This window comes from Peribacillus sp. NPDC094092, from assembly GCF_050279365.1.
Lineage (GTDB): Bacteria > Bacillota > Bacilli > Bacillales > DSM-1321 > Peribacillus.
This window is the reverse complement of sequence record NZ_JBNNUC010000001.1, coordinates 1,645,835-1,659,960: the sequence shown is the minus strand read 5'-3', so window position 1 is coordinate 1,659,960 and position 14,126 is coordinate 1,645,835. Positions and strand designations below refer to the sequence as shown.

Annotated in this window: 13 protein-coding genes; 9 read left to right on the top strand and 4 right to left on the bottom strand. The window is 41.2% G+C overall.

Features of this window, described 5'->3' with window-relative positions:
* Positions 1-40: 40 nt before the first annotated feature.
* The 8 genes from ACQKNS_RS07970 to arsC all read left to right on the top strand — a co-directional run bounded on the left by ACQKNS_RS07970 (position 41) and on the right by arsC (position 8,343).
* A complete protein-coding gene (locus tag ACQKNS_RS07970) occupies positions 41-1,195 on the top strand; it encodes a M20 peptidase aminoacylase family protein (RefSeq protein WP_427641935.1) in 1,155 nt (384 codons plus the stop codon).
* Positions 1,188-1,982 carry a GNAT family N-acetyltransferase gene (locus ACQKNS_RS07965; RefSeq protein WP_427641934.1) on the top strand — a complete coding sequence of 265 codons (795 nt, stop codon included), beginning with the start codon at positions 1,188-1,190 and terminating at the stop codon, positions 1,980-1,982. Before ACQKNS_RS07970 ends, ACQKNS_RS07965 begins: the two co-directional genes overlap by 8 nt.
* A gap of 13 nt (positions 1,983-1,995) precedes the next feature.
* Entirely contained in the window at positions 1,996-3,105 is a 1,110-nt protein-coding gene (gene menC / locus ACQKNS_RS07960) for an o-succinylbenzoate synthase (RefSeq protein ID WP_427641933.1), read from the top strand.
* Positions 3,106-3,266: 161 nt separating this feature from the next.
* On the top strand, positions 3,267-4,343 hold the full coding sequence (locus ACQKNS_RS07955) for a YkvI family membrane protein (protein WP_427641932.1): 1,077 nt from the start codon (positions 3,267-3,269) through the stop codon (positions 4,341-4,343).
* Between the two features lie 161 nt (positions 4,344-4,504).
* Entirely contained in the window at positions 4,505-5,920 is a 1,416-nt protein-coding gene (locus ACQKNS_RS07950) for a SpoVR family protein (protein WP_427641931.1), read from the top strand.
* 307 nt (positions 5,921-6,227) lie between these two features.
* A complete protein-coding gene (locus ACQKNS_RS07945) occupies positions 6,228-6,575 on the top strand; it encodes an ArsR/SmtB family transcription factor (protein ID WP_427641930.1) in 348 nt (115 codons plus the stop codon).
* Positions 6,576-6,593: 18 nt separating this feature from the next.
* The gene (locus tag ACQKNS_RS07940; protein ID WP_427641929.1) at positions 6,594-7,892 is read left to right on the top strand and encodes an arsenic transporter; all 1,299 of its coding nucleotides are present in this window, start codon (positions 6,594-6,596) and stop codon (positions 7,890-7,892) included.
* Positions 7,893-7,923: 31 nt separating this feature from the next.
* Entirely contained in the window at positions 7,924-8,343 is a 420-nt protein-coding gene (gene arsC, locus ACQKNS_RS07935; protein ID WP_427641928.1) for an arsenate reductase (thioredoxin), read from the top strand.
* Between the two features lie 84 nt (positions 8,344-8,427).
* Here the strand turns inward: arsC and ACQKNS_RS07930 are convergent, their stop codons facing one another.
* Complete coding sequence (locus tag ACQKNS_RS07930; RefSeq protein WP_141992996.1) at positions 8,428-9,204, bottom strand: SurA N-terminal domain-containing protein; 777 nt, start codon at positions 9,202-9,204, stop codon at positions 8,428-8,430.
* A 430-nt stretch (positions 9,205-9,634) separates the two neighbouring features.
* Between ACQKNS_RS07930 and ACQKNS_RS07925 the strand changes: the two genes are divergently transcribed.
* Positions 9,635-10,675: an HD domain-containing phosphohydrolase gene (locus ACQKNS_RS07925; protein ID WP_427641927.1), complete on the top strand. Its 1,041-nt coding sequence runs from the start codon at positions 9,635-9,637 to the stop codon at positions 10,673-10,675.
* A gap of 134 nt (positions 10,676-10,809) precedes the next feature.
* Here the strand turns inward: ACQKNS_RS07925 and ACQKNS_RS07920 are convergent, their stop codons facing one another.
* Genes ACQKNS_RS07920 through ACQKNS_RS07910 form a run of 3 tightly spaced genes read right to left on the bottom strand, consistent with a single transcriptional unit; the run spans position 10,810 to position 13,343 of the window.
* On the bottom strand, positions 10,810-11,361 hold the full coding sequence (locus ACQKNS_RS07920; protein ID WP_427641926.1) for a TVP38/TMEM64 family protein: 552 nt from the start codon (positions 11,359-11,361) through the stop codon (positions 10,810-10,812).
* Between the two features lies 1 nt (position 11,362).
* The gene (locus ACQKNS_RS07915) at positions 11,363-12,040 is read right to left on the bottom strand and encodes a response regulator transcription factor (protein WP_427641925.1); all 678 of its coding nucleotides are present in this window, start codon (positions 12,038-12,040) and stop codon (positions 11,363-11,365) included.
* A complete protein-coding gene (locus tag ACQKNS_RS07910) occupies positions 12,018-13,343 on the bottom strand; it encodes an ATP-binding protein (protein WP_427641924.1) in 1,326 nt (441 codons plus the stop codon). Before ACQKNS_RS07910 ends, ACQKNS_RS07915 begins: the two co-directional genes overlap by 23 nt.
* Positions 13,344-14,126 lie beyond the last annotated feature (783 nt).

The window sequence follows — 14,126 nt, the reverse complement described above, 5'->3', positions numbered from 1 at the left end:
GAAAAAGCCTATTAAACCGGGATACAAGGGGGAGACAGAAATGGATATCACACAATCTATCGAAAAATTAAGGCCTCGTATACTCGATATCTTTGACCATTTACACGCACATCCTGAAACGAGTTGGAATGAAGTGAATACGACAGCTTTCATTTCCGATATTTTAACGGAAAATCAGTGTACGGTGAAAACATTCAAGGACTGTACAGGAGTGATTGGGGAAATCGGGGATGGGAATTTCACGGTAGGGTTGCGATCGGACATCGATGCACTTTGGCAGGAGGTGCATGGGACGTTTCAAGCCAATCATTCCTGTGGACACGATGGGCATATGACCTTGGCACTTGGAGTATTCCTGGTATTGAAAGAAATGGACTTCCGTCCAAGAGGCAAACTTAAATTCATTTTTCAGCCTGCTGAAGAAAAAGGTACGGGCGCCTTAAAGATGATTGAAGAAAAAGTATTGGATGATGTCGATTTCCTTTATGGGGTGCACTTAAGACCGGTTGAGGAAGTGAAGGATGGGCAAGCGGCACCAGCCATTGTCCATGGTGCAGCCCAGTTCATTAAAGGAGAAATAGCGGGGACCGATGCACATGGAGCCAGACCGCATCAAGGGCAAAATGCCATCGAGATAGGAGCTGCATTCATCACTTTATTAAATGGTATCCATCTCAATCCATCCATCCCTTATTCGGCAAAAATGACGCAGTTTTTTGCTGGCGGCGAAAGCTCCAATATCATCCCTGGGAGAGCCACTTTCACATTGGATTTACGGGCACAGGATAATGCAATGATGGAAGAGCTCACCAAAAAGGTGGAAAAGGTTGCAGAATCTTTGGCCATTGTACATGGAGTCGAAGTGAAACTCGAACCGGGAACCAATGTTGCTGCAGCAACCGTGAACGATCAAGCCCAGGAAATAATGTCTGAAGCGATAGCCGATACACTCGGGGAGGAAAATCTGGTAGCGCCTGTCATTACGACTGGAGGAGAGGATTTTCATTTTTATACGTTGAAAAGACCTGAACTCAAAGCGACGATGCTAGGATTGGGCTGTGATTTGGCACCAGGGCTCCATCATCCGAACATGACGTTCAACAAAGATGCTTTGTTATCGGGAATTGAAATCCTGACCAAAGCCATCATACTGACTTTCGAGAAATATGGGGAGGGGGGACACTTACATGACTGATGAATTAATCATTAAATCCCTATCAACACTTGAGGATTTACAAGAAGTGCAGCGACTGGAAGTTCTAGTATGGGGCATGGATTGCGTCCCCATCCATCAGACGATTACGGCAGTCAAAAACGGCGGGCTTGTTTTAGGCGGCTACATCAATGGTCAGTTAGTCGGGTTTCAATATAGTTTCCCGGGATTCAAAGACGGAAGGGCATATCTTTGTTCACATATGTTAGCAATCCATCCGGATCATCAAAAGAAGGGTTACGGCAGATTGCTTAAACTTGCCCAAAAAAAAGAAGCACTCAAAAAAGGTTACGACTTGATCACATGGACGTATGATCCATTGGAAAGCGTGAATGCAAACTTGAACATCGGTAAACTAAAAGCTGTTTGCTCTACATATATGGATGATTGTTATGGAAATATGAAGGATACCCTCAATGAAGGATTGTCCACTGATCGATTCATGGTGGAATGGTATATACGCCAGGAAGCAAAGGAAGAGGCTCCGCTTGCAGATAAAGCCATACACATCGTAACGACAGGAATGAATGACCAAGGATTCCCTTACATCAAGGATTATCATTTTGAGACGAATGCAGAGGTGATCGCCATACCCATTCCGACAGATATTCAACAAATCAAAAAAGTTGATCTCAGCCTGGCGATTGATTGGCGGTTAAAAACCGGAGAATTATTCAAAACGCTTTTTGCCAAAGGGTATGTTGCAGCCGGGATTGAACGGGAACAAGGTGAAAATATTCAAAACTATTTATTAAAAAAACAAGAATAAGAGGGGAATCGGGATGAAAATAACAGAAGTGCGTTTACGTCATTTAAATATGGATTTGGTAGCTCCCTTTACAACAAGCTTTGGAACGTTTGTGGATAAGGAGTTCATTCTTGTGGAAGTGAAAAATGGAGAAGGGCTTTCAGGTTGGGCTGAATCTGTGGCGTTTTCAGCACCTTGGTATAACGAAGAAACGATAAAAACCAATTGGACCATGCTGGAGGATTTCCTGATACCGCTTGTATTGGATAAAGAAATAGAGCATCCCCGTGATGTATCGGATATGTTCTCGCATATTCGTAAGAATAATATGGCAAAATCGGCTATCGAGGGAGCCATCTGGGATTTATACGCAAAAGAAAATAATATCCCATTAAGTATGGCTTTAGGCGGGGAACTGGAAAAAATCGATGTTGGAATCAGTATCGGCATCCAAAAAACGGTACCTGAATTATTGGCGAAGATCGAAGCTGGATTGAAGGATGGGTATAAAAGAATAAAAATGAAAATCCAACCAGGTTGGGATGTAGATGTAATCAGGGAAGTGCGCAATCGATATCCCGATGTCCCGATCATGGCAGATGCAAACTCCGCTTACCGCCTGAAAGACATCGAATTACTGAAACAGCTTGATCAATTTGATTTAATGATGATCGAGCAGCCTTTGTCATCAGATGATATTGTCGATCACGCCACATTACAAGCGGAAATCAAAACACCGATTTGCTTGGATGAAAGTATACATTCCGTGGAAGATGCAAGAAAAGCCCTTGAATTGGGAAGCTGCAAAATCATTAATATTAAGATCGGCAGGGTTGGCGGTCTAACGGAAGCGATGAAAATTCATGAATTATGTAAAGAAAGGAATGTACCGGTATGGTGCGGAGGCATGTTGGAATCTGGTGTGGGGCGTGCCCATAATATCGCATTGACAACACTTGATAACTTCACGATGCCTGGTGATACGGCAGCATCCGCGAATTATTGGCATAAAGACATCATCCAACCAGAGGTTACAGTGGAAGGTGGGGTCATAACCGTTCCAAAGGCGGCAGGCATTGGCTATGAAGTCGATTACGCTGCGGTCGATGAATTCACTTCCTATAGTAAAAGATATACCAAATGATAAATGTACAAGAGTTGTGAATAAAAGAGCCTCCCAGCTTCATGGGCTTCGGCCCGTTAACTTGAAGCTGGGAGGGGATTAAAGAACAGATTGATGATAGGGAAGATATTTCTTATAACTTAAATTGTCAGAATAATCATATAATTAAGGTGGTATGTGATATGAAAAACAGTGTAAACCTTGCAGGTGCATATATAGGAATCATCATTGGAGCAGGCTTCGCCTCAGGACAAGAAGTATTACAGTTCTTCACGAGTTTTGGAATCTACAGTGTATTGGGAATTTTGGTGGCAACAGTTCTATTCGCGTTTTTAGGCATGCAAGTTACTCAATTGGGGAGCACTCTCCAAACACGCTCCCATAAAAGCATCATCAATCATATTTGTGGCCCCTATGTAGGCAGGGCGGTCGATATTATTATCACATTTTTCTTGTTTGGCGTTACAGTCATCATGATTGCCGGTTCCGGAACGATTTTTGAAGAACAATTCGGGATTCCGGGTATAGTTGGTGCAATCGTCATGACGGTGCTCACGATTGGTACTCTATTACTTAATGTTAACAAAATAATGTCCATCATAAGTGCCGTAACACCGTTTTTATTTGTTATCATGATCATTATTTCAGGTTATTCATTTTTTACATCCGATCTAAGTTTCAATCAAATCATCTCATCTTCAAGTAAAGGGACCGCTGCAACCGGAAATTGGATGATGGGTTCCTTACTTTATGTTTCATATAATATGACTGCCGGAATTGCCATGCTAGCCGTAATGGGAGGGACCTTCAAGAACAAGAAAGAGGCTGGCATGGGAGGGATTCTAGGAGGTATCGGATTGGGGATCTTGCTATTCCTGATCAATTTGGGGATGATGTCCGACTTGAAGGGCATAGAAGGCTCAGGTATGCCTACCCTTCATTTAGCGAACCAGATTTCTCCATGGTTGGGATATCTCCTATCCATCATCCTTTTAGGCATGATTTATAATACCGCTGTAGGGATGCTGTATGCATTCACCGCCAGGTTGGTACGTGCCGAAACGAAACGCTTTAAAATATCGGTGATCATGGTCGGGGTCCTCGCTTTCCTTGCAAGTTTCGTAGGCTTTATTGAATTGGTTGGGAGTGTATACCCAATCACAGGATACTTAGGTTTTGTAATCATTGCAGCACTCATCATTTCCTGGATCCGTTCAAAAACGAAAAAAGAGGCTGTGAATACGGAATTAGCGAAATGATATCAATAGGTTTGAATGCAGAACTGCATGAAACATTTGGCCTGACATCTTCTTCATGAAGGTGTTTTTTTTGTTATCGAGGACCTTTACTCATGATCGCGGCATTTTTCCTCCTTTTTTTCATACATTAGTTTAAAGGCGGAAGACAAGGGGGATATCGGATGAATGAATCGGAGCAAAAGGCTCTGGAATATGCCATTAGTGAAATTACAGAAATAGCAACTGGGTTCGGGTTGGATTTTTACCCGATGCGTTATGAAATTTGCCCTTCAGAAATCATTTATACATTTGGTGCCTATGGGATGCCTACCCGTTTTTCTCATTGGAGCTTTGGAAAGCAATTTCATAAAATGAAGCTGCAGTACGACTTTGGTTTAAGTAAGATCTATGAACTGGTCATTAACTCTGATCCTTGTTACGCTTTTCTGCTGGACTCCAATTCTCTTGTACAAAATAAATTGATTGTTGCCCACGTTTTAGCGCATTGTGACTTCTTTAAGAATAATATCCGTTTCAATAATACTAAGAGGGATATGGTTGAAAGTATGTCGGCAACGGCAGAAAGAATCCGTGAATATGAAATCCTGCATGGCAAAAAGGAAGTGGAAACCTTCCTCGATGCACTTTTAGCCATTGAAGAACATATCGATCCGTCGCTGATGAGACCGAAACTTGCCTGGACGATGGAAGATGAGGAAGAAGAAGAGGAAATAAAACCGACAGCCACACAATACGATGATTTATGGAATCTTGATAAAAAGGATAAACCGAAGCAAACGAACATTAAAAAGAGAAAAAAATTCCCGCCAAGGCCTGAAAAGGATATTATGCTTTTCATAGAACAGTACAGCAGGGATTTAACCGATTGGCAACGGGATATCATGACGATGATCAGGGAAGAGATGCTGTATTTCTGGCCGCAGCTGGAAACGAAAATCATGAACGAAGGCTGGGCATCCTACTGGCATCAGCGCATAATCCGTGAATTGGATCTATCCTCAGGGGAAGCCATTGAATTCGCAAAACTGAACGCAGGTGTCGTTCAGCCATCACGGACCAGCATCAATCCTTATTATCTTGGATTGAAAGTGCTTGAAGATATTGAAGAGCGCTATGATAATCCAACTGAAGAAATGATCAAGATGGGCGTCAAGCCTGGATCTGGGCGGGAAAAGATGTTCGAAGTCAGGGAAATCGAGTCGGATATTTCCTTTCTCCGCAATTATTTGACGAAAGATCTGGTCATGCGGGAGGATATGTACTTATTCCAAAAGCAAGGCAAAGATTATAAAATCGTCGATAAGGCATGGGAACATGTTCGTGACCAACTCGTGAGTATGAGGGTCAACGGCGGTTTCCCTTATATCACAGTAAATGATGGGGACTTCATGCGTAATGGTGAACTTTATCTAAAACATTGGTATGAAGATATTGAACTGGATCTGAAGTACCTCGAAAAAGTCATGCCATATATTCATCAGCTCTGGGGCCGCTCCGTTCATATGGAATCAGTCATTGAAGGAAAAGAAGTCCTGTTTTCCTATGATGGAAAAGGGATTCACCGGAAATATTTATAAAGAGAAAAAACTGCCGATCACTCGGCAGTTTTCTTGTTTTTATATTGATGCCTTTTGGAGATGCGGTATTAAAGATTAAATTACTTTGGATAGGCATTATTATATATTTCACCGCACAAGTCGAGGGGGCGTGCAGGCCATGTTCTCCGTAGTCGGAGTTATTTAAAATCAATTTTTAGCAGACTAAAACGGAACATTATTAAGTTGAATCTTTAAATCTTGATTATATAAGAATATGCTTATACAATGATGTTGTATAACCGTATAAGCATATTCTTATTTATTTGATTGTGCCAGGAGGGATGAAATGCAAACGAATGAAGCATTGGATTTAGAAACCACGGCAAACATTCTTAAATTACTGGGTGATAAAACACGGTTGAGCATGGTTAAGATCATGACTGAGCATGAATGCTGTGTCTGTGAATTTGTGGGCTTATTCAAGATGAGCCAGCCGGCTATCAGCCAACATTTACGAAAGTTGAAGGATAGCGGGATCGTGAATGAAGCAAGGAGGGGACAATGGATTTTTTACTCGTTAAACCCGTCTTCTTCCCATTACTCATTTATTCTGACGGTCATCAAGGACTTACCAAGTCAAAACTTTAAATTAGAAGAATTAACAGCACAAGGAAAACGGATTTGTTGTGATTAACTAGGAGGTACAACTTCAGTGGGATCGGTTATTTTGGCAGTTATCATCTTTTTATTAACACTCATTCTCGTCATCTGGCAGCCAAAGGGATTGTCGATCGGATGGTCAGCTTGTGGCGGTGCGGTTTTGGCCTTACTTGTTGGCGTCGTGGATTTTTCTGATGTCATAGACGTAACATCGATAGTCTGGAACGCGACACTCACCTTCATCGCCATCATCATCATCTCGCTTATTTTGGATGAGATAGGATTTTTTGAATGGGCAGCACTGCATATGGCTAGGGCGGCCAAGGGAAATGGAGTAAGGATGTTTGTCTATGTGAGTATCCTCGGTGCTCTTGTGGCTGCTTTTTTTGCAAACGATGGTGCCGCACTCATCCTTACACCCATTGTATTAGCAATGGTACGTGCCTTGAAATTTAGTGATAAAATGATTTTCCCGTTTATCATCGCCAGTGGGTTCATTGCTGATACGACCTCACTACCTTTGGTGGTGAGTAACCTTGTAAACATTGTATCTGCAGACTTTTTCAATATCGGTTTTTCCGAGTTTGCTTCAAGAATGATTGTACCGGACATCTTTGCATTTGTTGCTAGCGTCTTGGTTTTATATTTATTTTTCCGTAAAAGCATACCGAAAAATTACGATGTATCACAGCTTAAAAAACCAGTGGAAGCCATTCAAGACCAAAGTATGTTTAGGCTGTCCTGGATCGTATTAGGAATTTTGCTGGTTGGCTATTTTACAAGTGAGTTTATTGGGGTTCCTGTATCCATCATTGCAGGCATTGTCGCTATTTTCTTCCTCATGATGGCTAGGAGGAGTCCAGAGGTCAACACGAAAACCGTTATTAAAGGAGCACCATGGGCAATCGTCTTTTTCTCTATTGGGATGTATGTAGTGGTTTACAGCCTGAGAAATGTTGGATTGACGAACGTTTTAACGGATTTGATCCAAGTTACCGCTGATCAAGGGTTATTTGCCGCAACGATGGGAATGGGCTTCATCGCCGCCATTCTGTCATCACTTATGAATAACCTGCCAACCGTGATGATTGATGCTCTTGCCATATCTGACACCCATACAACAGGGGCAATCAGGGAGGCCCTTATTTATGCAAATGTCATCGGTTCGGACTTGGGACCGAAAATTACACCGATCGGTTCTTTGGCAACATTACTGTGGCTGCATGTCCTTTCTTTAAAAGGTGTGAAAATCTCATGGGCAACCTACTTCAAAACAGGAATCATCTTAACGATTCCAACATTGTTCATCACATTAGTCGGCCTGTATATATGGTTGCAAATCATGCATTAAACACCTACTTTACTAACTAAGGAGAGAAAGCATGACAAAAAAAACACTATACTTCTTATGTACTGGTAACTCTTGCAGAAGTCAAATGGCAGAGGCGTGGGGGAAGAAATATCTGGGAGATGAATGGCAAGTGCTAAGTGCAGGAATTGAAGCACATGGCTTGAATCCGAATGCTGTGAAAGCAATGAATGAAGTTGGATTGGACATCTCCAATCAAACATCGGATATCATCGACCCTTACATATTGAATAATTCTGATTTTGTCGTTACATTATGTGGTGATGCGGCGGACAAGTGTCCAATGACGCCGCTTCATGTTAAACGTGAACATTGGGGCTTTGATGACCCGGCAAAAGCAGAAGGTACAGATGAAGAAAAATGGGCAACCTTTCAACGTGTCCGTGATGAAATAGGAGAAAGGATTGCACGATTCTCTAAAACGGGTGAATAAATAAACTTGAAAAGCCGTGGGTGTTAGCAGGCGGACAAAAGACCATAAAGATAGAGCTGCCAATTTTGGCAGCTCTTTTCATCATTATATCTTAATATCGACCTTAGCATTTTTCTGAAGTTCTTCCACATGCTTCACAAGCTTTTCTTGTTTCTTTTGCTGCTCTAGTTGTTCCTTGATTTGTGGCTTCATTTCTTCGAGTTTTTGTACCTTTTGTCCGCTTGTTTTAGCTTGCTCTGCAACCTGGTCGTAATACTTTTGGATTTCTTCATCAGTTGCTTCTTCCACTTTAATCTCTTTTTCAACGTACTTCGTATATGGGATGTTTTCTGCGATTTGAGCATTCAGCGTTTCCGTATTCAGGCCTGCTTGCTTCATCGCTTCCTTGAATTTCTCTTCACTCTCATATTGCTTTTTGATTTCGGCAAGTTGCTTTTCGATTTCGGCCTTGGAAGCTGTGTAGCCCTTTTTATCAGCTGCTTGAAGCAGTAATTTTTGCCCCACTAAAGAGTTGAGCGTTTGCTCTTTAATTTGTTTGGCACCCTCCTTGGTTGTTGGGTCTTGTCCGAATTGCTGCATTTGCATTTGTGTGGTAGACAGCACGGTATTATATTCCGCACCAGAAATTTTTTCGTCATTGACGATGGCCACCGTTTTCTTTTCATCCACCTTTTGCTTGTCTAGTTTCTTCTGCATTTCTTCCATCTGTTTTTGCTGTTCCTCAGTTGCTTTAGCTGTTTCTTTCTCAGTTGTTTTAGTCTCTTTCTCGTCATTTTTCTTATCAGCTTCATCGTTCGAACCACAAGCCGTTAGAACAACTGCCAATAATCCAATGATGATTGGGTACAATAGTTTCTTCATATTTCAGTCTCCTCTCGTATTCAATGCTAAAAAATCATCTAATGCGCATTATAAAGGAATTTCCCATTAAAACACAATATATTCATTCTTTTTTCCAGAAAACAGGAAGATAGTATAGGCCTTATCTCATTAGATAAGTGTAATATTCGCGGAAATGAACCAATTTACCCTTCGTCATGAAATAAGCTTAAAAGGAATGCATAGGCTGAAACGTGGTGCAGACTGAAACTTGTAATCTATCGTTATACACAAAACAATGCTTAGTAACTATTGTATCTAAAATTTCTATGGTATTATATACCTTATCATCTGAATGTAGTTCATTTAACCTATATGTTGAGAATTTTACTCAAGAACGAGTGAGCCGTGACAATGAGAAAAGGGAAACAAAGAGACAGGATTGGAAATCCAGCTATTGGAGGTATAGATTTTGGAATCAAGGCTGCCATTTGAATTGGCGGGGTATTTAAAGTTGGGGGATGCCGTCATCATTACGGATCAAGATCATCGCATACTTGATATCAATGCTTATTATGAAAGGACGACAGGATATTCAAGGAACAGTATCATTGGGTTCAAAGCTGGATTCCTAAAGTCAGGGATAACACCTTTGAATACATACACCTCCCTGAAAAACGAGTTAAGGAAGGGAAATCCTTGGTCAGGGGTCTTCACCAATCGAAAGAAATCGGGTGAAATTTGGCATTCCTCTATCACGATTACCCCTATTCATCTAGAGGGGAAGTGGTATTTTGTAGGGATTTTCCGTGAACTGGAACAATTGAAAGAAGGGATTTACCTTTCGGAAAAGAAAAGGGCAGAGACTCAAAGGGAATTGTTAAAGGTCCTCGCCATTTCTTGCGAAATCCGTGATCCAGGCATTGAAGAGCATTTATTGAGAGTTCAAAACCTAACCGAGCAGCTAGTCATGGTTCATAATCGAAGATGCCAGCTGGAACTATCTAAAAGCTATATGAATCATATCGTTCATTCAAGTATTCTGCATGATATCGGGAAAGCGGAGATTCCTGAGGGGATATTATACAAACCTGGCCCGTTATCTCCATATGAACGAAAAATCATCGAGATGCATCCGTTAATGGGATCCGATATTTTGAATAAGATTTCAAGGGAAATAAACCATGATGTGATCAGCAGCCTGGAAGTGGCTGAAAAAATCATCCTCCATCATCATGAAAAATGGGATGGAACTGGGTATCCACATCGTTTGAAAGGTGAGGACATCCCATTGGAGGCTAGAATCGTTGCCATTGTGGATGTGTTCGATGCATTGACCAGCAGAAGGCCGTACAAAGATTCCTGGTCAGTGGAGCGGGCTTTATCTTTCATAAATGAACAAAATGGAAAGCATTTCGACCCATCCATCGTGGTGTCTTTCTTTTGTTATTTTAATGAAAAGGCGGCACATAAAAAAGGTTTCGAAACCGTTCGCAGCACAGGGATATATTAAACGACGAACTCGTCGAATATCTTATCCGATATAATCGGGTGGTCTGGATCTGGACGTTAACTCTTGGAGATCAAGGGGGAACGGCTCCTTATCAAAGAAAACCAATTTACCCTAAACGTAGAGAAGCCTTTTTACTACCTTCCTTTGTTCTTGTTTCTATTAAAAAAATAAATGACTGCGATTACCAGAATCAGCAGTACCAAAACAATCCTTACATCGTCCGATGCCTTCAATACTTGTGTTACCGAATACGCTTCGGCAAGGAGGGCAGGCAGTTTTCCGATGGATGTCGCGAGAAAGAAAGTCACCATTCCCGTCTTGCTTAATGCTGCTGTAAGGTTGATCACGCCGGATGGAATAAAAGGAAGGAGCCTCAGCATCAGGATCATCCAAAATGCATGAAATCCTTGTGACTTTTGCAGCTTCATGATCCACCGGTTCTTCATGAACTTTGGTTTGAATGTTTGAAAGCCCTTTCGATATAACCAAAAGCTGACCGCTGCGCCGGCAATCTCCCCCACATAAGAAAGGATCAATCCCTTTTCAAATCCAAATACGGTGATATTGGCAGCCGTGATGAATACGCTTGGAATAAAACCAAGCACGCTAATCAATATATTGAATGCTACACTTACAGCAATGGAAAAAGGGCCGCTCGATAGTAATGCCTCAGAAATGAAATTCATATCAATTTACGGAACTCCATTTATATCCGATGCCCCAGACCGTTTTCAAATGTTGATCTGCTGGAAAACCGGCATGACGCAATTTCTCTCTAATATTTCGAATATGGGAATCGATTGTCCGATCTTCCGTATCCGTTTTAAATCCCCATATGGTCGAAAGGAGGTGGTCTCTGGAGTACACTTGATCTGGGGATTTTAAAAACAAGGACAACAGTGAGAACTCTTTTGGTGTTAATGGGATTGTTTTCGTATCATAATGTGCTTCATAAGCAGATTCATTTAATTTTAACCCCCTAAAGAACACATGATCATCCTGTTTATGCACCCGCCGTGTGACCGCTTCGATCCTGGCAAGTAAAACATCTTCATTAAAGGGTTTCGTAATATAATCGTCTGCGCCCTTTTTCAACCCTTTCACCATTTCTTGTGCAGCATCCCGGGCGGTTAGCATGATTATTGGAATATTGGAAAACGCACGGATCCTTTCGCACGTTTCCCACCCATCCATCCCAGGCATCATTACATCAAGAAGTACCATGTCCGCATGTTTATTCTTTAAGAACTGTATGGCTTCATATCCAGATTCAATCTTCATGCATGTATATCCGTGAGGTTTAATGTATAGCTCTAATAAATCAAGCATTCTCAGTTCATCATCAACCAGAACTACTGTCTTCATTTGTTATCTCCTTAAATGTGATAGTGAAGCACGTTCCTTGCTTCAAGTTGCTTATAACCGAAATGGTTCCTCCTTGTATCTCCACTAATTGCTTGACGATCGAAAGTCCCAATCCGAATCCACCGGTATCTCTGGCGCGTGATTTCTCGACACGATATAAACGATCAAAGATATGGGGGATATCTTCAGGGGGGATGCCAACCCCTTGATCGATTATGGAGATGGAAATCCTGCCAAGGCATTCAGTGGCCTTGATGGTGGTGACTGTATATTCATTCGAGTACTTCAGCGCATTATCCAGCAGGTTAAGAATGACTTGCTCAAACCTAGAGGGATCTATATCTATAAATAAATCATCCTTACATTCCAGATTCAATTGAATTCTTTCATTTGTAAAAGCCGGTAAAACTTTTTCGTGAATGTTCCGCAGGAATGAAGAGAGCTGGACGGTTTCTTTTGATATGGTGAATGTATTTAGATCCATTCTAGCCATATTGAATAGTTCGTCCAATAATCTGTTTAATCGTTCGGATTCATCATGGATGATTTCTAAGTATCTTGATCGTTCGGATTCATCCAAATCTTTCCGCCGGGCAACATCAGCATATCCCTTTATATAAGTGAGGGGCGTGCGCAGTTCATGAGAGATACTTGCCAAGAATTCATTGCGTTCCTTTTTTAAATAGTTCAATTCATCAGCCAAGCTTTGAATGGATTGGGCAAGCTCCCCTAGTTCATCATGAGACCGTACTGGCAAAGCAACTGAAAAATTCCCATTGCTGAGCTTGGTTGTCGCTTCCTTCATCGCTATCAGTGGTCTAGTCAAAGCCTTCGATAGAAAATAAATGGTGACAAGCATGAAGAAAAGGAGCAAAGCAGTCGCAAGAAGGAAATGCTTATTCAATTGTGCGATTAAATCCTCCACATCTCTTGTATTTTTGAACATATAAACAAAGCCTTTGTTTTCTTCATCGCTGATAAATGGCGTAACGGTGGCTATATATCTTTCATCCTTCCATCTCGATTGGATGATCAGACCTTTTCGGGGTACCTGCGGTAGGTTTTTTGCTAGGATCTTTTCCATTCCCCCATTTACCTTTTCGGAAGATAGCAGAATATCTCCTCTTGTATCGGTAATCACGACATCTGTATCGGTATGTGATTCCATCAGCCCGATATGCTGAAGGGTTGAGCCGGAATACGTAATTTCCAATACATCACGATGACTATTGCCACGGGCCTTCAGTGAATCCAATTCCTGATTGACACGGGAATGGATCACTTTATTATGCAAGTAAACCATGGAAACGGTTTCCATCAAAAAAATGCAAACAAATATAGATAGTCCGAGCTTAAATGAGATTTTCAGGAGCATTCACCTTCTTATAGAATAAAGACAGTTTAGCGAGAAAATATGAAGAAAGTATGCAGTTTTTTCAATTTCTTCGCAGCTTCTTAATCAATAATACGGTTTTCAAACGGAACAAGCCAATAAATTGGCGAGGTCATCAGTTTAAAGCTGGAGTGAGCGGTTACGTGTTCATTAACGTATAAAACTGCCAATCAATTCAAGATGTTTCAATTTGCATCCCGTTGTCAGCAAAAAAATAGATGCTTATTCATTTACTTGAATGTAGGTATACTGATCTTTTTTTAATCAGCTATAACAATATGAAACTGCCAGGAAATTGGGTAGTTTTTTGATTTAGTTCATTCGAAATGTTTTGTATTAAGGAAACATTTTGTCGTAAGTGAATACTATGTAAAAAAAGGAGCTGAACCAAATGAATTGTACAAACCGTACACAGAAAAAAATAATCGCTTATTCCGCATTATTTAAAAAAATGGGCATTCTCAATGATGAGGAATATAAAAACATCGCAAAGACTTTTCAAACAAAGGATTGAGGAAGTGCCCATTGAATCAATTCATAAACTTTCATCCTGCATTAAACGGTCTGTAAAACCCCCGCCTTTCAATTTTTTTAGGAGGGGGGATTCCAGTCTGGCAGGAACTCTTTTGCTCCCATTAATTACGGAGGAGGATAGTTTCCCTTATTGTCTCTCAAGGGGATGTCGCCGATGCC